General features: G+C 46.1%; 19 protein-coding genes. All 19 read right to left on the bottom strand.

Features of this window, described 5'->3' with window-relative positions; genetic code table 11:
* Positions 1-471 precede the first annotated feature (471 nt).
* The 19 genes from HPY81_08960 to HPY81_08870 all read right to left on the bottom strand — a co-directional run bounded on the left by HPY81_08960 (position 472) and on the right by HPY81_08870 (position 21,972).
* Positions 472-1,032, bottom strand: a complete 561-nt coding sequence (locus HPY81_08960; protein ID NPV27550.1) for a hypothetical protein — start codon at positions 1,030-1,032, stop codon at positions 472-474.
* 123 nt (positions 1,033-1,155) lie between these two features.
* Positions 1,156-1,449, bottom strand: a complete 294-nt coding sequence (locus HPY81_08955) for a Dabb family protein (GenBank protein ID NPV27549.1) — start codon at positions 1,447-1,449, stop codon at positions 1,156-1,158.
* A 48-nt stretch (positions 1,450-1,497) separates the two neighbouring features.
* Positions 1,498-2,259, bottom strand: a complete 762-nt coding sequence (locus HPY81_08950) for a glucose 1-dehydrogenase (protein NPV27548.1) — start codon at positions 2,257-2,259, stop codon at positions 1,498-1,500.
* Positions 2,260-2,293: 34 nt separating this feature from the next.
* On the bottom strand, positions 2,294-3,613 hold the full coding sequence (locus tag HPY81_08945) for an MFS transporter (protein NPV27547.1): 1,320 nt from the start codon (positions 3,611-3,613) through the stop codon (positions 2,294-2,296).
* A 103-nt stretch (positions 3,614-3,716) separates the two neighbouring features.
* Positions 3,717-4,868, bottom strand: a complete 1,152-nt coding sequence (locus tag HPY81_08940) for an iron-containing alcohol dehydrogenase (GenBank protein NPV27546.1) — start codon at positions 4,866-4,868, stop codon at positions 3,717-3,719.
* A gap of 8 nt (positions 4,869-4,876) precedes the next feature.
* Positions 4,877-5,098 carry a hypothetical protein gene (locus HPY81_08935; GenBank protein ID NPV27545.1) on the bottom strand — a complete coding sequence of 74 codons (222 nt, stop codon included), beginning with the start codon at positions 5,096-5,098 and terminating at the stop codon, positions 4,877-4,879.
* Positions 5,095-6,789: an aldehyde ferredoxin oxidoreductase gene (locus tag HPY81_08930; GenBank protein NPV27544.1), complete on the bottom strand. Its 1,695-nt coding sequence runs from the start codon at positions 6,787-6,789 to the stop codon at positions 5,095-5,097. Before HPY81_08930 ends, HPY81_08935 begins: the two co-directional genes overlap by 4 nt.
* A 382-nt stretch (positions 6,790-7,171) precedes the next feature.
* The gene (locus tag HPY81_08925) at positions 7,172-8,068 is read right to left on the bottom strand and encodes a carbon-nitrogen hydrolase family protein (protein ID NPV27543.1); all 897 of its coding nucleotides are present in this window, start codon (positions 8,066-8,068) and stop codon (positions 7,172-7,174) included.
* A 96-nt stretch (positions 8,069-8,164) separates the two neighbouring features.
* Positions 8,165-9,436: an MFS transporter gene (locus tag HPY81_08920; GenBank protein ID NPV27542.1), complete on the bottom strand. Its 1,272-nt coding sequence runs from the start codon at positions 9,434-9,436 to the stop codon at positions 8,165-8,167.
* A gap of 262 nt (positions 9,437-9,698) precedes the next feature.
* Entirely contained in the window at positions 9,699-10,445 is a 747-nt protein-coding gene (locus tag HPY81_08915; GenBank protein NPV27541.1) for an SDR family oxidoreductase, read from the bottom strand.
* Positions 10,446-10,521: 76 nt separating this feature from the next.
* On the bottom strand, positions 10,522-11,661 hold the full coding sequence (locus HPY81_08910) for an acyl-CoA dehydrogenase (protein NPV27540.1): 1,140 nt from the start codon (positions 11,659-11,661) through the stop codon (positions 10,522-10,524).
* 35 nt (positions 11,662-11,696) lie between these two features.
* Entirely contained in the window at positions 11,697-12,893 is a 1,197-nt protein-coding gene (locus HPY81_08905; protein NPV27539.1) for a CoA transferase, read from the bottom strand.
* Positions 12,894-12,994: 101 nt separating this feature from the next.
* A complete protein-coding gene (locus HPY81_08900; GenBank protein ID NPV27538.1) occupies positions 12,995-14,215 on the bottom strand; it encodes a thiolase family protein in 1,221 nt (406 codons plus the stop codon).
* A gap of 13 nt (positions 14,216-14,228) precedes the next feature.
* Entirely contained in the window at positions 14,229-15,005 is a 777-nt protein-coding gene (locus HPY81_08895; GenBank protein ID NPV27537.1) for an SDR family oxidoreductase, read from the bottom strand.
* A gap of 32 nt (positions 15,006-15,037) precedes the next feature.
* Positions 15,038-15,883 (bottom strand): 3-hydroxyacyl-CoA dehydrogenase family protein, encoded by an 846-nt coding sequence (locus HPY81_08890; GenBank protein NPV27536.1) that lies wholly within the window; start codon positions 15,881-15,883, stop codon positions 15,038-15,040.
* 37 nt (positions 15,884-15,920) lie between these two features.
* Positions 15,921-16,712, bottom strand: a complete 792-nt coding sequence (locus tag HPY81_08885; GenBank protein ID NPV27535.1) for a crotonase — start codon at positions 16,710-16,712, stop codon at positions 15,921-15,923.
* A complete protein-coding gene (locus HPY81_08880; GenBank protein ID NPV27534.1) occupies positions 16,713-17,132 on the bottom strand; it encodes a MaoC family dehydratase in 420 nt (139 codons plus the stop codon).
* Between the two features lie 468 nt (positions 17,133-17,600).
* Positions 17,601-19,598: a sigma 54-interacting transcriptional regulator gene (locus HPY81_08875; GenBank protein ID NPV27533.1), complete on the bottom strand. Its 1,998-nt coding sequence runs from the start codon at positions 19,596-19,598 to the stop codon at positions 17,601-17,603.
* A gap of 1,075 nt (positions 19,599-20,673) precedes the next feature.
* On the bottom strand, positions 20,674-21,972 hold the full coding sequence (locus HPY81_08870) for an SLC13/DASS family transporter (protein NPV27532.1): 1,299 nt from the start codon (positions 21,970-21,972) through the stop codon (positions 20,674-20,676).
* Positions 21,973-22,227 lie beyond the last annotated feature (255 nt).

Below are 22,227 nucleotides of genomic sequence, written 5' to 3'. Positions count from 1 at the left end.
TGGCGAATATTTAACATGAGACCTCACACTCCTTTAGTTTGACTTTGGGTGTTTTTTTGGGCGAGGTCTCATTTCTTTTTCAGGGGGCTGATCCCCTTCTGGTGCCTACTGAAATTTTACTCGGCCATTTGTCATTTGTACAGCAATAAGCTCTTCCAAATGTTCTCATATGCCATTCCTACCGAAAGTCCCGAGAGGCCTGCACCAGGTTCTGCTCTTCCTCACCTAAAGACGGGGAGATATGACCGCGATGTAGCCATCCTCGCCGACTTCTTTGACACCTGTCACTGCGCAAATCACATAATCACCCCTTAAAAATAAAAACACCAGGCAAAACCTGGTGTCGGAATTTTGAACATTCTTAATCACGGCCAATCAACTGTTAATGCTGGGAAGTGAGCCATCTTTATTCCAAAGAAATATCCAGGGATTATTTTACATATATGATTGTTTTTTTCTATAAGACCTTCTTCAAATCATTTGTTCTGTTAAATTTACTATGCTTTCGCCAGAGCCCTGGGTCAACCCGTGCCTCGACCATTTATACTTACGTTTAGCACTTTTTAGACGGTTGTACAATTCTTTTTGCTCGGGCAGTTCTTTTGTCTCAAGAAGGATATTGTTTTCCTCATCATTAATATCAATATAGTTAATCACAACAAAGTGTCTAATCTTTGCTCTAAATACCAGGGGGGCTAGCGGTCCCCAAAACACCACACTTTTGCCTTTCAGGTCCGCTTCAGTGCGAGTAGTAAATTTCTCGATATTCTTAAACCTGTCAAAATAGACCCGGCCATAATTTCCTTTTCGATCATAAAGCACCAGGTACTCATCGGATAGACCTACACTTAAATGCGATGGCTTAGGCATGGGAGGAAACCCGCCATGGTAAGTTACAGAACCAAAAACTTCCATATTTTTATTCTCCGCTTTTACCATCGTTTCGACTCTTTTAATTTCTTTTAGTTTTCTGTGTCCACAGAAAAAAAAATACCCCAATATCAAAAGTGCTGCGATTACCCAATTGCCCATAGGAATCGCCCTCCATCTTTCTATATAGTAAAGGTAATGACCATCTGTAAGCCGAGCTAATTGGTAGGGAAGTGGCTTAAGCAGCTTCCCCACCAACAAAACCGTAAAAACTCAAAATATCATTTATTCTGATGATTCATAGTCTGCTGTTACTATCGATTCTGTGACTGTGGTCAGATATTTTAATACTTCAACATGAACGGGATGTGTTTGATAAGCCTTCAGGTCCTCTAAGGAATCAAACTTCGTCACCAAGGCCAGATCATAAGACCTTTGAGTCGGAACAATGTTAATTCCCGTCTCAAGGTAGCGTAAAGAAGGAATCTTTCCCTTCATGTTTAATAAAAGATCTCTGGCTAAAGTAGCGTTTTCGGGACTTGGGTCAATAAGTTTGAGCAGAACAATATGCACAATCATTCTGTTGACCCTCCTGTCTCAGGTCTTAAACAGACTAACACAACTGGATTACCAGGCCAACCAACCACCGTCTACTGCCATGGTATGACCGGTCATATAGTTGGACAGGTCAGAGGCTAAAAATACCACTGGACCGGCAACTTCTTCAATCGTCCCAAACCTCTTCATGGGAGTCCTTCTAATCAAGTCTTCATACATTTCTTTGTTGGCTTTCAGCTTCTCGGTTAAATTAGTCAAGATATAAGCAGGCGCCACCGCATTTACCTGAATATTGTAGTCAACCAGTTCTAGGGCCAAGGCCTTGGTCAATTGCATGATGCCACCCTTACTCGCCGAATATGCTGTCAATTCCGGTAGTGACACAAAGCCCATAATTGAACAGATGTTAATTATCTTACCGCTTTTTTGCGCCATCATAATCGGGGCTACTACCTTGGACCCAATCCAAGCGCCGGTAAGATTGATATCGATGATCTTCTTCCAATCTTCTTCGGGCATATTGATACAAAGGTTGCGCCGATTTATCCCAGCATTATTCACTAAAATATCGATTCTACCAAATTGTTCCACGACAGAATCGACCACGGATTTAAACTGTTGGCTATTGGTCACGTCGAGTTCATAAGAAACAGCTTTACCACCATCAGCAACGATAGTTTTGGCTGCTTTTTCTGCCTCTTCAGCATTGATATCGGCGATAACAACCACGGCACCGACAGACGCCAATCCCCTAGCCATTCCATTGCCAATCCCGTTAGCTCCGCCGGTAACAATCGCTACCTTACCGTCTAATCTAAGGCTCAGTTCCAAATTCATCACCTCATTGGCTATATTTACTTAGTTATCACTTATCAGCCGCCTTGGGTTCTAAACGATCATAATTGTTTGTCGCAAAAAGCAAGGCACCCACGACAGCACAGGCAACACAGACCCAAAAAGCTCCGTTGTATCCAAATTTCGAGTCAACCATGAACCCGGATACCATGGGCGCAACCAAGGCACCAAAGTTACCGACAAAGTTATACACTCCACCAACTCCACCAGCTTGACCATAGGGAGCGATATCACTGGGTATGGCCCAAACATTGGAAGCTCCGAATGAAAAGATGCCCATTGTACAAGTCAACCAGAATATAGCCGCATTTGCTGTAGTGGCTTGCATGGTCATGTAGAGGAACACTGCTGCCCCGATCATCGCAATCGACATCCCGGTGCGTCTCAAAGTCGTGATCGTTGCTCCGCTCCGGTACCATCGGTCAAAAACAGCACCGCCAATTAATTCTAAAGTTACCCCAGCAATATAAGGATACATAGCCGCAAAACCCATCGCCTTAAGGCTTAGACCTCTAGCAGCCATCAAATATGAAGGCACCCAGTAGTTAAAGGCTGTCCAAACATACAGGTATAAGGCATAAGCAATACAGACTTGGACTACCACTCGATATGTGAAAAGTCTGTACATCGGTATCGGTTTGACTATGACATGGCCTTCGTCGCTAATTAATTCATCCTGCCGAATATAGTCAAGTTCTGATTTAGTCACTTTTGGATGTTCATCAGGATCTTTATAAGCAAGAAGCCAAATAAAACTGTAAACTACGGCAATTGCACCTGTAATAACAAAGGACATCTTCCAGCCCCAATGGACAATAATCAAGGCTACTAGGGGTGGAGCAAAAGCATTACCAACACGGGCACAGCAATCAAAACAGGCAGAACAAAATGTTCTTTCCCGTTTCGGCGTCCACACCGAAACAACCCGTGCACCGGCTGGAAAGCCAGGCGCTTCTGTCAGTCCTAAACCAATGCGAACCGCCATAAATGTACCAAATCCTCTGACAGCCGCAGTAAGCATAGTCACCGCGCCCCAACCAAAGCAGGAAAAAAACATTACCCATTTCGGGCCGAATTTATTCAAGAGCGCCCCAGCGGGGATCATCGTCAGGGTGTAGGACCAGAAAAAGGCTGACATGAGCACACCCATTTCAGAAGCTGATAGGTTCAAGGCCTTTCTCAAATCTGGTGCCGCTACTGCCAGGTTGACCCGGTCAATGTAGTTAATGGTTATAGCCAATGATATCAGTAACACGGCCCAGTAACGGTAATTTGATGCAGGTTTTTGTATTTGCGGAACTATATTGTTATCGCCCAACTTAACATTCATTGTCTTACCTCCCTACAACATGTTCGATCGGTTACGGAGTCTAAAGCAAGCAGGTGATTAGCCTTTGACGAATCGTCTATCACCCCGTACAGCGCAACTGAGTTTACATTGAAATCCTGAAAAGATATTCGATATCTTTGACCGAGGTTGTTCGAGGGTTAATCAGCACATTACCACTTTTCATGGCGTCAATAGCCATAGCGGGTATGGCTTCTTCCTTGACTCCCACTTCTGAGAGGCTCTTGGGAATCTCAATATCGGCCATCAATTCCTCAACCGCAGCTACTGCAGCGCGAGCAGCTTCCATCTTGCTTAGCCCATGAATGTTTTTGCCCAGGAACACGGCAATTTCGGCAAATTTATCGATCGCGCCAATCAGATTCCAGGCCATTACTTTGGGCAAGAGGATTGCGTTGGCTACACCGTGAGGGACATCGAAGAACCCGCCCAGTGGATGGGCCATGGCATGAACATTGCCCAGTCTGGCTACCCCAAAAGCTATCCCCGCTAAAAGACTGGCTACAATCATCCCACTGGCCGCCTCGATGTTACCGCGATCTGCCACGTAGGCCCGCAGATGCTGGTGGATCATCCGCATAGCCTGAGCACCCAGTGCATCAGTAATCGGTGAAGCTACCTTGTTTACGTATGATTCAATAGCATGAGTAAGGGCATCCATCCCACAGGCAGCCGCGACCTTAGACGGTACCGTGCTCACCATGTACGGGTCAAGCAGAGCCACCTTCGGTAAACAGTATGGACTCCCTATAGTCATCTTGTATTTATTTTCTCGTTGCGTGATCACCGCAAAGGGGGTGACCTCTGAACCTGTACCAGCCGTAGTGGGTACACAGATCAGCGGCAGTGTTGGCTTTTGAACTTTGTTAATCCCGTTGTAGTCATTGATGTGACCGCCATTGGTCAAGATAATCGCCGCTCCCTTGGCCACATCAATCGGGCTGCCACCACCTACTGCCAAGACGACCGTAGCATTAATCTGTTCACCTGCGGCTGCAGCCTTCATCACTGTCTCGGTACTCGGGTTGGGCTCAACGTCACTGAAAATACTGTATTTGATCCCGACACTTTGATATGCTTCTTCCACAGATTTAAGTAGCCCCGCCCCAACAACTCCGGGGTCACTTACAATCAATACATTCTCGCCAAAAATTTTGGTTTCTTCAGCTAGCTTCGATTTGACTGCTCCTACTTCAAAGACGATTTTGGTCGGAAGATAATAACTAAAGGTATTCATAATTATCCTTATCCTCCTTCTAAAATAGGGTAGAGGTTGACCTCGTCATTGGGTTTCAATATAGACTGATTATGTTTGTATTCGCCATTGACAATTACCAGGCCAACAACACCAGTTAACTTTAATTGTTTAATGAGCGTTTCCACTATTGGAGGGTCGGGTAGGGGGAAATATATTTCCTTCGCCCCTAGTGCCTCACGTATGATCCCGTGGGCGATGACACGGATCATGCCTCCCACACCTTGTCTAAATCCTCATCAGGGATATCAAATACTAGCCCCTTAGGTGAGAGAGCCTCCTTCTTCATGAACTCAGGCAACCGATCACTCGTCTTGCCAAGTCCAGCTTCCAAGTTGAACTGCCGTTCAATGGCGATAACCTGTCGGCCCAAGGCTAACACATCATCTAAAGACACTGGTTGACCTTCTGCTGCCGTCAATAATTGGGCGATAATCCCCATTTCAGGCGGCAGTGGGCCAACAAAGAGGCACAGCCCCATCGTGTCTACAACTGTTGACATGATTTGTAGATCACGCGAGACCTGAATTTGGTTAGCCGCACTGGCCGGATCGTTGCCCAGTCGACCAGGGAGGGCATTACCCGCCGTATGGTCTGCTCCCATGGGAGAGGTAGCATACGTAACTCCGTTTCCTTTCATACCACGTGGGTCATACGCTGCCATCCCTTGTCCTTTTACTGCTGCAACGTGCTTGATCCCAAGCACTTTGCCAGTGATTGTTGCGCCCTGTCCCAGAATTCGACCCAGAATAGTACCTTTGCCCATTTCGTGAATTAGTTTAATGGCACCTTCTGAGTCACCAAAGCTGATTAGTCCCGCCTCCATGGCTACCCCGAGGGCGTTACCTGTCTCCATGGTGTCCATCCCGTAATCGTCACACAACCGGTCCATCTGAGCAATAACATCCAGATTATCGATTTCCAGGTTGGCCCCGAGTAGGGTAATTGTCTCATACTCTAAACCAGAGGTTACATAATCCCCTTTTTCATCAACAAAGACATTGGAACAGCGTATGACACACCCGGGTGAACAGGCGTGTCCCGTTTTGCCACCTCGGGTTTTAATCGTTTCGGCCAAGGCATCCCCATTGATCTTGGAGGCGCCTTCAAAGGTTCCACGGGTAAAGTTACGGGTAGGTAACGCACCGATGTTACCAATCACATTAACCAGAAACGCTGTTCCTAAATTGGTCAAGGTTTTCTTGCTTTCGACCATCGCCTTGGCCCATTCACGGGCGACTTGATTAAAGGTTTCCTTATCAGCAATATTTAACGGAACATCATCAGCGCCATTGTCATCGATTACAATTGCTTTCACCTTTTTTGAGCCCATGACCGCACCCATCCCTCCGCGGCCACAGTGCCGGGAAGGATACCCATCAGGTGAGGTAATCGCTACCGTAGCTAAGCCATATAGTCGTTCGCCAGCTGGGCCAATAGAAATAATCCCTACCTCATCTCCGAAACGCTGTTTCAAGGTTTCGACCGTAGCGTAGTTCCCTTTACCTTCTAGTTCAGGGGTTGAAAATATTTCAACCTTACCTTTCCCAACAAAGATAATACTAAGCGTTTCTAATTGACCTTCTAGGACCAAAGCACGGATACCGAGTCGAGCTAGCTTACGCGCAACTGTCCCACCAGCGTTGGATTCCTTTATCCCGCCAGTGAGCGGGCTTTTGGCACCTATGGAAATACGTGCCGAACAAGGCACCACTGTCCCCGTCAATAACCCGGGGGCAATAACCAGTTTATTGCTGTCCCCAAGAGCATCTGCGGTAGGAGGTACCTCAGCGGCAATAATCGCAGAGGTTAATCCTCGTCCACCCAGACGCTGCCAGACGGCTGGTATGACTTCCTTCGATACCGTTCCTTGATTGAGGTTTATCCGAACAATCTCACCCATGTGCCCCTAATAATCCCCCTTTCTTAACTCAAACTTCACGAAAGGTGTCCTCCTAAATAAGATGCTTCGAATTAACTGAAAGACAAAAAACACGTATCGAAGTCTACAGAAACACCTCCTTTTGCAATAAGGTTTAGATATTTGTCCAGACAAGCACTCAACAACTTTAACTAAATGGACTTCCTTTATCGAAGGATTTTTTGAAAATACTTGTACTATTGTAATTTTCAAACATTAGCAAAGCCCGTGCCATTATGGCCGGGCCTAAATTTAATATTATATAAAATCAAAATCTTTCGAAAAAGGCTGTCCAATTATAAGACACTCCGGTGTCCTGCTGTCTGATAATGAGACAGCTTTGAGGCAGTTCTCGGAATCCCAGTCACTGCTTGCATCGACAAGGAATTTCAGTATGACTATTTCTAGTTATCGGAGCCACGATCGCACTGTATAATTCGGGGCGCCGATCTTTAAAGATATCAAATTCATATTCACCAGGTTTAATCACACTTCCTTTAGCCCGGGCTCTGGACAGATCAAGTTCGGCATAAATAATCTCTTCTTTATCCCCTGTCGCCTGGGCAAGGATCTTACCACTGGGCTCAACAATGGAGCTTCTCCCTATAAACTGTGTTCCTCTCTCCACTCCGACCCTGCTGGCAGCAATAATGAATACCCGATTCTCGACAGCTCGTGCTGGTAACAAGTAATCGATATGGGCTTCAGCGCCCATGGGTAGATTCGTGGGGTCAACGACAATATCCGTCCCTTTAAGAGCTAAAACACGACATGGTTCCGGAAAGCGTAAGTCATAGCAAATGATCATGCCGATCCGGCCAATTTCCGTGGAATGAACCGTATATGCTAAATCCCCTTTACATGTAAATCGATCAACTCCCAAGTGAATGATATGCGTTTTACGGTATTTACCCAAGATTCCTGTAGGCCCGATTAAGACCGCTGTGTTGTACAATTTATCCTGTTCTAACTCCAGCAAACCAACTACTACATGGACACCGAGTTCACGTGACTTGAGAAGTATTACTTCAGTAGAGGGACCAGGTACCTCCTCAGCGTACATTTTTGCTTCTTCAAGCTGAGTATAACAGTATCCAGTAACCTCGGCCTCGCTAAAAACGATCAATTTAGCACCCTGGGTCGCAGCCTCTTCCATTCGTCTCAAGATACGTGAAATATTTTTGTCCTTTTCCCCAATCAATGGATTTGTTTGAACCGCTGCAACCTTAATTATTTGAGGTTTTGCTTCTAAGTTCGTCAAGTCGCATCCTCCTTTCATATTTGGTTGCAAGAACAATCCGGTGGGGAATTGTTCAACCCACCGGATTAGCTAATCTTATAGTTGGACTCTTGTCTTTTAGATATCAGTACTTACCGTCGGCAGGCCTCCGGTGATATTTTTCTTGACAATCGTTTCTGGCAAGAAGATTAAAGGAATTATCGCCGCAGCATATAAGAAGGCTGTACTACCAATCGCAAAGGTCATCGAGAACTTAGAGGCAACAAAACCCATCAAAGTTGGGCCAAAGAACGCCAAAAATCGTGCGCCGTTGTAAATCGTGTTAACAGCTGATGCTCGAATTTCAGTTGGAAACATTTCAGAAAGATATCCACCATACAAACCAAATACGGGATAGGTGATGAATGAGTAGACTGGAGCAAACCATAGCAGAGCCACTGGACTATCAATACTGACAAAAATACCAACCGCGATAGTCGAAGCAAGCAGGGCTACATACGCTGGAGGTTTACGGCCCCACCGATCAGCGATAAAGGCAAAGAGCATGTAGCCAAAAACACCACCTATATTAAGAACAACCATATAGTTCATCGACTTAACTACATTCATCCCTTTATCACTGGCTAACCATGAAGGAATCCAACTCATCGACGACCAGTAAGCGATTAATGTGCAACCCACCATCAAGAAAGCCAATACGAAACGACTGCCAATACCTTTCTGGAAAAACATTCCTAAGTTCCCAAGCTTAAGTTCTCCTTTCGAAGCTTTTTCCCTCGCTTGTAACCAAATCGGGGGCTCAGGTACCATAAATTTAGTAACTAAGGCCAGTAAAAACCCGACCGCGCCGACATAAAACATCGGACGCCAGCCATAGGCTGGGATAATCCACTTAGCAGTCAGAGCAGCCAGAATCGGCCCAAATGAGAAGCCCGTTTGAATCCAAGCGGAGCAGACAATTCGAATACGACGTGGGAGTAATTCAGCAACTAAAGTATTACCAACCCCCCACTGGCCGCCTAAACCCAGCCCGGCTAAGATCCGTAAAACCAACATCTGCTCAAAACTTGTAACAAACGGAAATAGGACCGTCATCGTTGAATACCACACCATACACCAGACCATAGTTTTAACTCGACCAATACGGTCGGCAATCCATCCGGAAACGAGTCCGCCAATACCAGCGCCAATTAACGGAGCCCCCAAGAGGGTACCCATACTTGCCAGTGAAAATTGAAATTCCTTGGTGATGTGAGGAGCTGCCATAGCCAGGAGTTGCCAATCCAGGACATCAATTACCAGTGCTAGCCATGCCACCATCCAAGCCGTAATCTGTATACGGTTTAATGGAGCGTTCTCATCTGGCGTCACCGGAAGATTAGAGTTCATAACATAACCCCCCTTCAAACTAACATTCTAAAAATCCATCGGGCTTTTTTAGAATTATTCAACCAGGAACAACTAGTAGCAAGTTCAACCTAATTTTTGATGACACCTCCTTTCGATGGTTCACCATCATTCACCCAGGCAATTCTTTGATATCCTAGGACGTGCTTTGCAAGTCGCCACAACAAATCAACAGCGCCGACGGCTTTCCCCGTACGTTTTTAGGCTGTCCTTGTCTTGCTACGAGTGATACAACACATTCATACTACCGTAGGTACATACCACCATTGACATCAAGTGTTATTCCGGTGATATAGGCCGCGTATTCCGAAGCCAGAAACATAATGGCCTTGGCAATGTCCTCTGGCTGTCCAAACCGCCCCAGTGGTATGCTTTTCAACCAAGTTTCCCCACGTTCCTGAAGAATTTTCTCATCAAATATTGGGGTCATAATTATTCCTGGGGCTATACAATTAACAGTAATATTATAAGGAGCCAATTCAAGCGCGATGCTGCGACTAAAGCCTTCCACTCCCCGTTTGGTAGTGGTATAGTGGCTGTTCGCTACAGAGCCCCTCTGCCCAGCAATAGAAGCTAAGTTAATGATCCTTCCATTTTTTCTTTTGATCATTTCTCGGGCAACGGCGCGGCAAAAATAAAATGTCCCATACATGTTAACTTTTTGTGTTTGATCCCAGAATTCATCTGTCATATCTACCAACATGGCCTGTTTGTATATACCGGCACTATTGACTAAAATATCTATTCTCCCCCATTTTTTAATAACCTGAGTTACCGTTTGATTAACTTCGGTACTTTTAGTGACATCAGTCCTGAGAGCCAGCAACCGGTCGGAATGGGCAGCATTCTCGTTCAAAAAAGTTTTAAGCCCATCTTCATTAATATCAACAATAGCAATATTAGCACCTCTGTCTAAGAAGGCTTGTGCAGTCCCTTTACCAATACCTGAAGCTGCCCCAGTTATCAATACGGTTTTTTGGGTAAAATCCATAGCTAACCCTCCTTGTTATTATGGGGGAAGCAAACTATGACAGCTCCCCCCATCAGGAATCATTTGGTAATGATATCTAGGCCAGGATTTGACTGGCAATCACTATACGCTGAATCTGATTGGTACCCTCATAGATCTGGGTAATCTTGGCATCCCGCATCAGCTTTTCAACTGGGTATTCCTTCATATAGCCATAGCCCCCAAAGATTTGCACCGCGTCGACCGTAATCTTCATCGCCGTGTCACTGGCAAAGCACTTGGCCATAGCTCCCAACGCCGAATTCGGTTTACCCTTGTCAATGTAGTAGGCAGCTTCCCACAGCAAAAGCCTAGAGGCCTCAATTGCCATCGCCATATCGGCCAACATAAACTGAATCGCCTGGTTGGCACAAATTGGTTTACCAAACTGCACCCGCTGCTTCGAATAATTCACAGCTTCTTCATAGGCCCGTCTGGCTACTCCCAGAGCGGCAGCTCCAATACTGGGCCGGGTGATGTCCAAGGTCTTCATAGCAATTTTGAAACCTTCGCCTTCATTCCCTAGTCGGTTCTCAACCGACACCCGACAGTCTTCAAGAATCACTTCGGCGATGTGAGAAGCTCGGTCACCCATCTTATTTTCCTTCTTCCCCATGTATAAACCGGGTGTACCAGCCGGGATCAGGAAAGCGGTCAGCCCTTTCAGGCCCTTGCTGCGGTCAACTGTAGCAAATATGGTGTGCAGGTCGGCAATTCCACCGTGGGTGATGAAACACTTGGTTCCGTTGAGGATGTACTCGTCACCTACCCGCTTCGCACTGGTCGAAACGCTGGCCGCATCAGACCCAGCATTTGGCTCCGTCAAGGCAAAAGCCGCTAAACTAGGCTTGGTGCAAAACGGCCCGAGAATTCGTTCCTTTTGCTCTTCGGTACCATAAAGTAGAAGCGGGGTTACAGCCAGGCTATTTCCACCGAAGGCACCGAAAATTCCCAGACATCCATAAGCAATTTCCTCGTAAATTAACAATTGGGTAAGCTCATCCAGCTCCTGACCACCATATTTGGCGGGGATATTCAGGTGCCACAAACCTATTTCAAACGCTTTTTCAATAATAGGCCATGGCATCTCCGCCTTTTCGTCATACTCCGCGGCTACGGGAATAATTTCATTTTCCACGAACTTTTTGACCATACTCTGTATAGCCAGTTGCTCTTCTGTTAATTCAAAACTTACCATGGTTATCTCCCCTTATGTTAAAATGCTCTTCTATGCTATACCGTCGTAACCTTGGACTTGGCCATTTCCTCAATCTGTGCCTCGGTATAGCCAAGTTCTTTTAGCACTTCAACAGTATGTTGCCCTTTGATCGGTGGTGGCAAGGTGGCAGCACCGGATGTAACGGAGAACTTGAGCGGATTGCCGGGAACTTTGATCTTTCCACATTTGGGATGATCAAATTCTAAAATCATCTCCCTGGCTTCTATATGCGGGTCAGCGCAAATCTGTGGTATGGTATATACAGGAGAACAAGCCACTCGCGCCTCTTCAAGCATGGCAACCAGTTCCTTGACGGTATATTGCGATGTCCACTCGTTAATGATCGCGGTCATCTCTTCAACATTCGCCATCCGTGAGGCGTTGCTATCAAACTTCGGATCTATGGCCAATTCTGGCTTACCCATGAGTCTGCACAGACTACCCCACAGCCGTTCGTTCGAGGCCACGATAGCAACATAACCGTCTTTAGCTGTATATGTGTCGTATGGCCCTCCATTGGGATGGCGGTTGCCTAACCGCTTAGGTTCGACCCCGCAATTTAAATACGCTGGTATGGCATTTTCCAGCACAGTAAATATTCCATCAACTAAAGCCATATCGATATATTGTCCTACCCCAGTTAGTTGCCGGTAATGTAAAGCCGCACAGATACCGATCGCAGCATAGAGAGCAGCAATCAAATCACCTAATGAGGCACCAACTCGCGTCGGCGGACCATCGGGATAACCCGTGATGCTCATCATACCGCCCATAGCCTGAGCCAGCATGTCGTAACCGACCCGGTGGGAATAAGGTCCATATTGACCATAAGCAGAAATCGAGCACATGATGATCCGCGGGTTTATCTTCTTAAGTTCTTCGTAATCTAACCCAAAATCGGCCATAGTGCCGGGGCTGAAATTTTCGACAACAACATCGGCGTCCTTGATTAACTGTTTACAAATCTCAATAGCCTTCGGATTCTTGAAATTTAATTCTATACTTCGTTTGCCCCGGTTTAATCCTAAGAAATAAGTAGTCTCGCCTTCTTTGAAGGGAATCCACGTCCTTTCGTCCGAAGGCGGGCCAGGTCTTTCAATCTTGATAATCTCAGCTCCTAAATCCGCTAAAATCTGAGTGCAAAATGGCCCAGCTAATATCCGAGTGAAATCAATAATCTTAACTCCCTCGAGCGCTTTGGGTTTGGTCATTTTAACCATCCTTTCAACAGTATTCTAGTGAGCACCCGGTTAACAGAATTAACCGGGTGCTGAATTTTATCAAACACTGATAAACGAGTTTTGGACTATCACTATTCCACTTTGATCAGAGCAGCATCACCTTGCGTTAGACCGCCACAGATGGCCGCGACACCGATCCCGCCCCCGCGCCGTCTTAATTCGTAGAGCAGAGTCGTCATAAGACGGGCGCCACTACAGGTGTTGGGATGACCTACAGCAATCGCGCTCCCGTTGACATTCATCTTGTTTTTAATCTCCTCATATTTAGCCGGGTCGTTCTTGGCCAGAATCTTCGCGCTGACCAGTGGAACACAGGCAAAAGCCTCGTTGATTTCAACCAAGTCCATATCATCAATTGACAAATTGAATTTTTCGAGGAGTTTACCAATGGCCAGCGCCGGCGCCACAGGTAGTAATCTGGGTTGAGCAGCCGTAGTGACCATCCCTAGAATGGTCGCGAGAGGCTTAAGACCTAGTTGCTCTGCCTTACCTCTGGTAGTAACAATAAGCGCACACGCACCATCATTCATACCCGGTGCATTACCAGCAGTGCATGTTTTACTGTTAAAGATCGTTGGTAATTTGGCCAAATCTTCGTATTTTATATTTGGTCGGTATTGTTCGTCGATCTCCAGAACCTTCACTGAACCATCTTTTTGTTTGATTTCGTAGGGCACCATTTCGTCTTTAAACTTGCCGGCGGCATAGGCCTCTCCGTACTTCTGGTGACTCCTGACCGCCCACTCATCCTGTTCCTCCCGACTAACCCCGTATTCAACAGCCACGTCCCCAGAATCAACGGCCACTGGAGCATAGTCCTTATACCCGAGCGGGAAGATCGGGTCTTCTAGCTTAAAGCCACCAACCCTGACACCACCCCACCGTAAATTGCGGGCCAGGTATGGAACCGTGCTAAAACTCGTGGCTCCCCCAGCCAACACCACCTCGGCCTCCCCAGCTTTGATACTGCGAATGCCATAGTTTACCGCCGACATCCCGGAGACACAGGCCTTGTCTAAAGTGCACGAAGGAGTTTCTGGTGGTAATCCAGCTTTAAGAAGCGACTGCCGGGCCACTACTGGTGTATACGGGTCCTTGGTATTGGTGGTATCCCCGATCCCCCACCAGACTTCATCGATTTTTTCTCCGGGGAAAGAGATCCGGTCCAGAGCCGCCCGCATGACATAGGCACCCAAATCATAGATATCAACATCCTTTAGAAACCCACCAAATCTTCCAAATGGTGTTCTAACCGCGCTAATTATAACCATATCATTTTGGTTCATGACCATATACCTCCTCTGTTTACACAATAACATAGCCGCCGTCAACGCAGAGCGTGTGCCCAGTGACATAACTCGATGCATCCGAAGCCAGATAAACAACGGCTCCTTTCAGTTCATCGTCCTGACCGAAACGCCGCATCGGAATATACCGCAGAAGAATTTCCCCGCTTTTCTGCAACGTGAAATCCGTCATATCCGTGGGGAACCACCCCGGGGCAATTGCGTTCACATTAATGTTGTATCTGGCCCACTTGACAGCCAAATCTCTCGTGAGGGCGACAACTCCTCCTTTACTGGTCTGATAAGCGACCGCATCCATCGCTTCTGGCTCAGCCCCCACAAAAGCTGCCAACGAGGCAATGTTGATGATTTTCCCTCTTTTCTGATCGATCATCACTCGACCAACTTGTTGGCAGCAGAACCACGTCCCATTTATGTTCACATCAATTACCTTCTGCCAGCCTTTTAAGGGATAGTCAACCGCTGGCGCTCCCCAGGTGGCGCCAGCGTTGTTCACTAGAATATCAATCTTACCGAATTCTTTTAGCGTAGTCGCCACTAAATTTTCAACGTCTTCCCATTTACTGACATCACAACGGACCGGGATCGCCTTGACTCCGAGTTCTTTTTTTATCTTATCCGCTGCCGCTTCGCACCGTTCTACTTTTCTGGCTGCCAGGACGACATTGGCTCCTGCCTCCGCCAGAGCAATTCCCATCTGTTGGCCGAGACCAACCGAACCCCCAGTGACAATCGCCACCCGCCCGCTAAGATCAAAGAGTTCCTTTATATGCACGTCTTTGCCCCCATTCAAAATGATTTAGTTGACTAGTATTTATAGAACCCTCGTCCAGTCTTTCGTCCCAGGTCTCCTGCTCTTACCATTTGTTTCAGCAAAGGAGCAGGTGTGTACTTGTCCCCAAAATCACCTTTCATAGTCTCCAGGCCGTTCAGAACGATTTCTGCTCCTACCAGATCGATAAGTTCCAATGGCCCCATGGGGAAGTTGCAACAGATCTTCATAGCCTTGTCAATCTCAGCCGGATCATTGCCGTCCATAACGCATTTAACCGCCTCGTTAAGCATCGCATCCAGCACCCGGCTGACGATGAAACCGGCGTAGTCTACCGCGATCGCCGCTTCTTTGCCCAGGGATTTTACAAAATCCAGGCTCATTTGCATAGTCTCGTCGGAAGTATGGCGACCACGGATCAGTTCCACCCCTTTCATCAGCGGTACAGGATTCATGAAGTGCAAACCAACGAACTTGTCCTGGCGTTTAGTCACCCCGGCCATGGCTGTAATCGGAAGAGTCGAGGTGTTTGAGCCAAAAATTGCATGAGCTGGTGCTATTTCCTCGAGTTTCTTGAAAATCTCGAGTTTCAGATTCAGGTTTTCAAACACCGCTTCGATTACAAGGTCAGCATCCCCAGCAGCTTCAGCCAGGTCAATGGTCGTCTTAATCCGTTCAAGAATCTGATCGCGAGCCTCAGCGGTAAGCTTGCCTTTTTCCACAGTCTTGTCCAGCGATTTGATAATGGTTTTTATCGCTTTATCTAGCGCTTCGGTTGAAATATCCTGAAGCTTGACCTGATAACCGGCTTGAGCTGATACTTGGGCAATTCCAAGTCCCATTGCTCCTGCACCAATAACCGCTACGTTCTTAATGTCCATTTGCTTCATCCTCCTTGGGTATATGTTATGTTATTAATTACTTGCCAATAAAATTTGGCTTGCGTTTCTCCACGAACGCCGCCATTCCTTCCTTCTGATCCGCCGTTGAGAAACATTCCGCAAAGCACTCGATTTCATAATCCAGAGCACTTTCTAAATCCAAATTAACGCCCCGATCAATAGCCATCTTGGCCATCATCAGAGCAACTCCCCCTTTTTGAGCTAAATTGCTGGCCAACTTTTTCGCTTCATCCATTAATGCGTCAATAGGTACAACCAGGTTCACCAAACCAATGGATAATGCTTCGTTGGCATCAATAATTTTTCCGGTGAGCACCAATTCTTTAGCTTTGGCTACCCCAACCAGTCTTGCCAGGCGTTGCGTCCCTCCACCACCGGGGATTATCGCCAAGTTTATTTCCGGCTGGCCAAACTTGGCATTCTCTGCGGCGATTCGAAAGTCACAACACATGGCCACTTCGCAGCCACCACCTAGGGCAAAACCGCTGATTGCCGCTACGACTGGTTTCGGGATTGAGGCAATCTTGCCCTGAGCTTCTTTAACCTGACGTGCAAACCTTCGTGCTTCTAGAGTAGTCATTGATCGCATTTGGCCGATGTCTGACCCCGCAGCAAAAGCTTTATTTCCGCTTCCAGTTAAAACAATTGCCTTGACCTCGTCATCAGCAGCCATTTCGTCAAATACCCGGCCAAGCTCAAGAAAGACTTGTTCATTCAGGGCATTGAGCGCCTCCGGCCTGTTGATGGTCACCAGTCCCAATCCATTCTCCTTCTCGTAGATTATTACTGTGTATGGTCGCCCGCTCATTTACACCACCTCCCTTCGGGGCATAACAATAGCTTCACCATGCAGCACAACTTTTTCATTCTGGTTATAACAAGTAGTCCTAAGCTTGAGCCGATTTTTTTCAAGTTTTGCGATGACCTCAACCTCAGCGGTAATTGTGTCTCCGATAAAAACCGGTGCCAGAAATGAAACCTGTTGTTCCAAATAGATTGTTCCTGGCCCGGGTAATTTGGTGCCGAGAACCGTAGAAATTAACCCCGCTGAAAGCATTCCGTGAGCAATACGTTGATTAAAGGGTGTGGCTTTGGCGTATTCACTGTTAACGTGAGCAGGATTAAAGTCCCCAGTAATTCCAGCAAACAGGTACACATCAGTCTCACTAATAGTCTTCGTAACGCTTGCTTTATCCCCGATTTTTATCTCGTTAATGGTTTTACCTATATCCACTTTGACCCCCCACTAACAATTTGCCAATTTTGGCGCCAATCATCTGACCCTTCGTCCATTGTTTTCCTTAACTAGCAAGGTACGCAAATAACATGCCAATCTAAAATCCAGTCACAAACAAGAAAAATTGCCTCTCCAGTCAATCAAGAGAAAATGTGATGACGCTTTTGACGTCCGATATTTAGACAACTAAGTACAATACGGCTGTCCAAATATCGGACAGCCGTATTGCAGGTATATGCTCTTCTCGGCAAAAAAAAAAATACTTCCCAAATCTGGGAGGCAGAGTCAAAAAGGATAGGAGGGTTATCAAGAGGTAGGGAGGGTAAGGTAATTATCGTTAAATGGTTAATATTCATCTAGCAATTTCTTAAGCTCAGCCAAAGTGAAGACTGGCCCGTCGAGACAGATAAAGCAGCTGCCAATATTGCACCGGCCAGGAATTGGCTCCTAACCCATCGCTCACTTAATACCATACTCCTCAAGCTTGCGATATAAACTGCTTCTGGCCATGCCTAGCTCTCTGGCAACTCGCGCCTTGGACCCAAATTTCTGCAAATAAGACCGAATTAACTGTTCCTCCATATGCCTAACCAGTTGACGTCCAGATGTCGAGATACTGGACATTGAATCTTGGTTAACAGCATTGAACTTTCCACCAACCTCTACGATTTCCATCGGTATATCATTCAAAGTAATGGCTGTACCCACCGTAACATGAACCGCACGTTCGATCACATTTTGCAGTTCTCTGATATTTCCCGGCCAATCATATCGCTGGAAGATTTCCATCACCTCTGGCTTAATTTCTTCGACCTGCCGACCCAGACGTTCGTTTATCTTGCGTAAAAAATACATACTCAGTAACTCCAAATCATCCTTTCTTGCCCGAAGTGGTGGGATTTCAATCATTATGACGTTAAGACGATAATAAAGATCACTTCGGAAATTGCCTTTTTCAATCTCACGACGTAGATTCTTGTTGGTCGCTGCAATAACACGCACATTGACCGGAATCGTTTCTTTCCCACCCAAGCGTACAATCGCACGTTCCTCCAGTACCCGCAAGAGACTGGCCTGAAGATCTAATGGCATTTCTCCTATCTCATCCAAGAAAATCGTACCCTGATCGGCTAACTCAAACTTTCCAGGATTACCACCCTTCCGGGCACCGGTAAAAGCACCTTCCTCGTAGCCAAACAGTTCGCTAGCTATTAATTCCCGAGGTATCGCCGCGCAGTTTATCGCTACAAATGGTTGCGCTCGGCGTGCACTGGCATTGTGAATTGCTTGGGCAAACAAGTCCTTCCCCGTTCCGCTTTCACCAAGGAGTAAAACGTTGCTCGGGGACATAGCGGCCGCTTTGCCCAATTGAATTGCTTGAACAAGTGCAGTATTTTTCCCCACAATGTGATCGAAGCACATTTTTGCGTGAGCCCCGATCGTTCGGGTCACCAATCTAGTTATCCGCTTATTTTCCCGGAGAATTGCCACTGCTCCATTACTCGTGCCATTGGATAAAACCAGTGGACGACAGCTAATATTACACTTAACTTTCTCACTACCAACGTTAATTGTCACTGTCTCATCGTTTATATTTACACCCCGTCGTAATAAATCCATGAAATAATCATTTTTGTTATCCTTACTCCCAAATAACGACGCCAAGTTGCATCCGATTGATTTGCTTGGATCTAGTCGTAGGAGCTGGCTGGCTGCACGATTCAGATGAGTCACATAACCATTTTTGTCTACAACCAGAACCCCATCTGACATTGATTCCATAATAATGGTTTTGTGAAGGTTTGCCAGTTCACTGGCATCGAAAGCCCGCTGTAATACAATTTGATTCTCAATTGCGTTTACCGCAGCAACTACCATCCCAAGCGTGTGGTTACTCGCTCTATCAAATGGTCCGGTCAGGTCTAATACACCAATAATTTTACCATTAGGGTCGCAAATCGGTGCTGCTGAACAGGTTGTATTAAATGCACACAAACTATAATGTTCATAACCAAACACCTGAATTGGTCGCTTCTCCACCAAGGCAACACCAATCGCATTTGTCCCCATAACATCTTCCGACCATTTTGCTCCAACGATAAATTTTCCAGGCTGGGTAAACTTCATGGCCTCTTCATCACCGAACATTTCGATTATGTAGCCTTCGTCGTCGGTCAAGGTAACAACAAATCCCGTTCCCATCACAAAATCGTGTAGTTTCTTCATAGTTGGTAGGCTGTGGGTTATAAGCTCTGAACTGTGTTCCTTTCGTAGAGCCAATTCATGAGGGGTTAGAACAACCGGCGCATACTTCAGATAAGGATTTACTCCATACTTTGCGCTTCTTTCCCATGACGCTTTAATAACATTGCTTACCAGTGGAAGCTCAAAATTATTGTTTTCATTTTTTCTAAAACATTTCCAAACACTTTTTACATCATCAATCGAAAGATTCATACAACCCCCCCTATGCATTACCTACCAGTATTAACCTCGGTAAGGGTAGAAACACTGACTGTTACACGGGTTGACTATGAAGGTTTGTTAATATTGGGCTAAATGCTAAAGAAAATTTAAGAATTCCAAATACGAAAAAGATAAACCAAATTGGCCAGAAAGGCCCCGCAACAACTAAGGATACATTTATACTCGATTTCATATTTTTTCTTAAGTTAGCACTTGATGGCTTTGCGTTTGATCAGTAATCCCTCCTTTCGATTGATAATGCGCCTGAGACCATAAAAGGGGAACTCGATGTATGTTTCGTTCTATGCGGTATTTTATAGCGGTTTCTTCTAGGGAAGGAGTTACAGGAGGGTATATAAGATGAAATGGTTTAAACTAAAGAGCTCCGTCAGCTTCTTCATAGACAGGTTCAGGAAGACCCCACTCCACCAGTAAAATACGTTCGTCTCGGCTTGATATTCGGAGAAAGCTTCTTTGTTTCTATTTGACATTTGTTTCCAAAATCCTGCTGAGAAAAAATAATTCTCTTATCAGGGATAGCAGGTGCCCGCGCACGTAGTCCCTGACGCTGAAGTGCAGGTACGGCCCGGTGGAAAAAAACCGGTATTCCTGAAGTAACCGGCAAGGTCTCCTGGGCTGACGTTCTGACCATTGTCCACCAAGGACGTGCTCAGGTGAGCATACAAATATTCGTACCTGGCATCCCGTACTAGGCCATAGCTGCCAAACGTGTCCGAATGCCATGTCTGATACACCACTCCCGCTAAAGCCTAGCAAACGGGCGTCTCTACTGGCATGGCTATGTCTACCCCAGTATAGGACTCGAGGTACAACCAGGCTAGCCTTGCCGAAGTATTCCGTTATCTTCACGCTGTTCACTGCCACATGGCTTTTGCTGATTTGAAGGCCAATCGTAGCAAAGAAGCGGGCTAAGTAGGGTTTGCTGAAAAACCCCATAGTTCCGAGAGATACCATTATTAACCAAATGCATTAGCCCCTGCCAAAAATGTGTTGGAGGGGCTAATGCATTTAAAAAAATGGGCTGTTATACCTCCAATTCAGACTATTAGAACTTCCAAATGAGAGGTACGATCAATAATGTCAGGATGTAACATATTATGTTAAATGGTCCCGCCCACTTGATATAGTCAATGAACCTATAACCACCAGGCCCGAGGACCATTGTCATCGGTGGGGTTGCTACTGGTGTCGAGAAAGAGCAGGCTGTGGCCGTGCATAAGCCCATCATTACTGGAAGTGGACTCATACCAACCGCTTTTGCCATTGCAAGACCAATTGGAGCTAACATGGCAGTAGCAGCTGTGTTTGACATAAACTGGGTTAAAAACATTCCCAGAAATACTATTACCGCAAAAACGATGAACGGGGTTATTGCGCTGCCAAATAGGCCAAGAATCGCATCTGCTAAAAGCTTTCCTCCACCAGATTTTTCCAGACCACTAGCGAAACCGATTGACCCACCAAGAACAAATACCGTTGGCCAGTCCATTTTGAGATAATTTGTTTTTTCCGATATACAACCGGTAATGACACAGGCTAGTGCACCGATCATGGCGATCGTACCTAGTGGCAGAACCTTTTCATTAGTAGTTATAAAACCTATAATGCAGCCTAACATAATAATCCCCGAAATCCACATTTTTTTGACGTCTCTTATCTTTTCTTTTTCCGCAGCTGCTGACTGCATCATCTCTTTCATGACAGGACTGGGTTCAGGGTTTTCCCCATACATCTTCCGACTAAGCCATTTGCCGAAAGTAAAAGTGTAGATAAGCAATGCTAAGCAGATCGGGCCGCCCATCAGGGCAAATTCGAAGAACCCAAACGGTCGATAACCGGCTGCTGTTTGCACGCCCTGAACAATAATTGGCGGCGTTGAACCAACCAGACTGAGCTGACCGCCGGCAACTGCGGAGATAGCTAGCGGCATCATCCAGTATTTTGATTTTAACCGACCGCTTGAAGCCGCGATGATCCCGGCAAACACTGGCAGCATCATGGCGGTGGTTGAACTGTTGTTTAAGAACGCAGATAAAACCATGGTAACAACCATAACGGCCACAACGACTTTAAACTCGCCCTCGCCGGCAAAACGGACAATCGTTTTGCCTAGCCATTCAGCTGTACCCGTTTCGAACAGGGCATTGCCAACAACAATCATGCCAGCAACCAACAAGACAGTGTCATTAGACAATCCGCTCCAAGCCACACTGGCTGGAACAACCTTAAATACCACCAAGGCAGCACAAGAGGCAAGAGCAGTCACCGCCAAAGGAATAATTTCGGTTATATAAAGAATCATCATTATCACTAAAATAATCAAGCTAATTTCTGCCGGTCCCATTAACATATCCTCCCTTCTAAACTTTAATTTTACTTACCACTTTGTTTTACACCCGGACACACCTGGACTAATTCTCCCAAGTTTTTCGCTAACAACCACCTCCTTTCTCAGGGAGATATACGGTTTATGCAATATTATGCAATATTATCACTTGTATAATTTTTCTGATATTTTCCCCCAAAAATTTTTCTTCCTACCGAGGGAAGAAGATTTCATTTAAGAAAAATGTCAGTTACTCGATTACCGCCAAAATAT

Source organism: Bacillota bacterium (genome assembly GCA_013178045.1).
Taxonomy (GTDB): domain Bacteria; phylum Bacillota; class Ch66; order Ch66; family Ch66; genus Ch66.
This window is presented reverse-complemented; position numbering and strand designations above follow the sequence as displayed.

Bases quoted from the DNA above. Each gene is read 5' to 3' on its own strand.
- HPY81_08960 (NPV27550.1), bottom strand. From the start codon at position 1,032: ATGGGCAATTGGGTAATCGCAGCACTTTTGATATTGGGGTATTTTTTT.
- HPY81_08945 (NPV27547.1), bottom strand. From the start codon at position 3,613: ATGAATGTTAAGTTGGGCGATAACAATATAGTTCCGCAAATACAAAAA.
- HPY81_08905 (NPV27539.1), bottom strand. From the start codon at position 12,893: ATGACCAAACCCAAAGCGCTCGAGGGAGTTAAGATTATTGATTTCACT.
- HPY81_08915 (NPV27541.1), bottom strand. From the start codon at position 10,445: ATGGATTTTACCCAAAAAACCGTATTGATAACTGGGGCAGCTTCAGGT.
- HPY81_08870 (NPV27532.1), bottom strand. From the start codon at position 21,972: ATGGGACCGGCAGAAATTAGCTTGATTATTTTAGTGATAATGATGATT.
- HPY81_08885 (NPV27535.1), bottom strand. From the start codon at position 16,712: ATGAGCGGGCGACCATACACAGTAATAATCTACGAGAAGGAGAATGGA.
- HPY81_08940 (NPV27546.1), bottom strand. From the start codon at position 4,868: ATGAATACCTTTAGTTATTATCTTCCGACCAAAATCGTCTTTGAAGTA.
- HPY81_08900 (NPV27538.1), bottom strand. From the start codon at position 14,215: ATGGTCATGAACCAAAATGATATGGTTATAATTAGCGCGGTTAGAACA.
- HPY81_08910 (NPV27540.1), bottom strand. From the start codon at position 11,661: ATGGTAAGTTTTGAATTAACAGAAGAGCAACTGGCTATACAGAGTATG.
- HPY81_08920 (NPV27542.1), bottom strand. From the start codon at position 9,436: ATGAACTCTAATCTTCCGGTGACGCCAGATGAGAACGCTCCATTAAAC.
- HPY81_08890 (NPV27536.1), bottom strand. From the start codon at position 15,883: ATGGACATTAAGAACGTAGCGGTTATTGGTGCAGGAGCAATGGGACTT.
- HPY81_08875 (NPV27533.1), bottom strand. From the start codon at position 19,598: ATGAATCTTTCGATTGATGATGTAAAAAGTGTTTGGAAATGTTTTAGA.
- HPY81_08930 (NPV27544.1), bottom strand. From the start codon at position 6,789: ATGGGTGAGATTGTTCGGATAAACCTCAATCAAGGAACGGTATCGAAG.
- HPY81_08955 (NPV27549.1), bottom strand. From the start codon at position 1,449: ATGATTGTGCATATTGTTCTGCTCAAACTTATTGACCCAAGTCCCGAA.
- HPY81_08935 (NPV27545.1), bottom strand. From the start codon at position 5,098: ATGATCCGTGTCATCGCCCACGGGATCATACGTGAGGCACTAGGGGCG.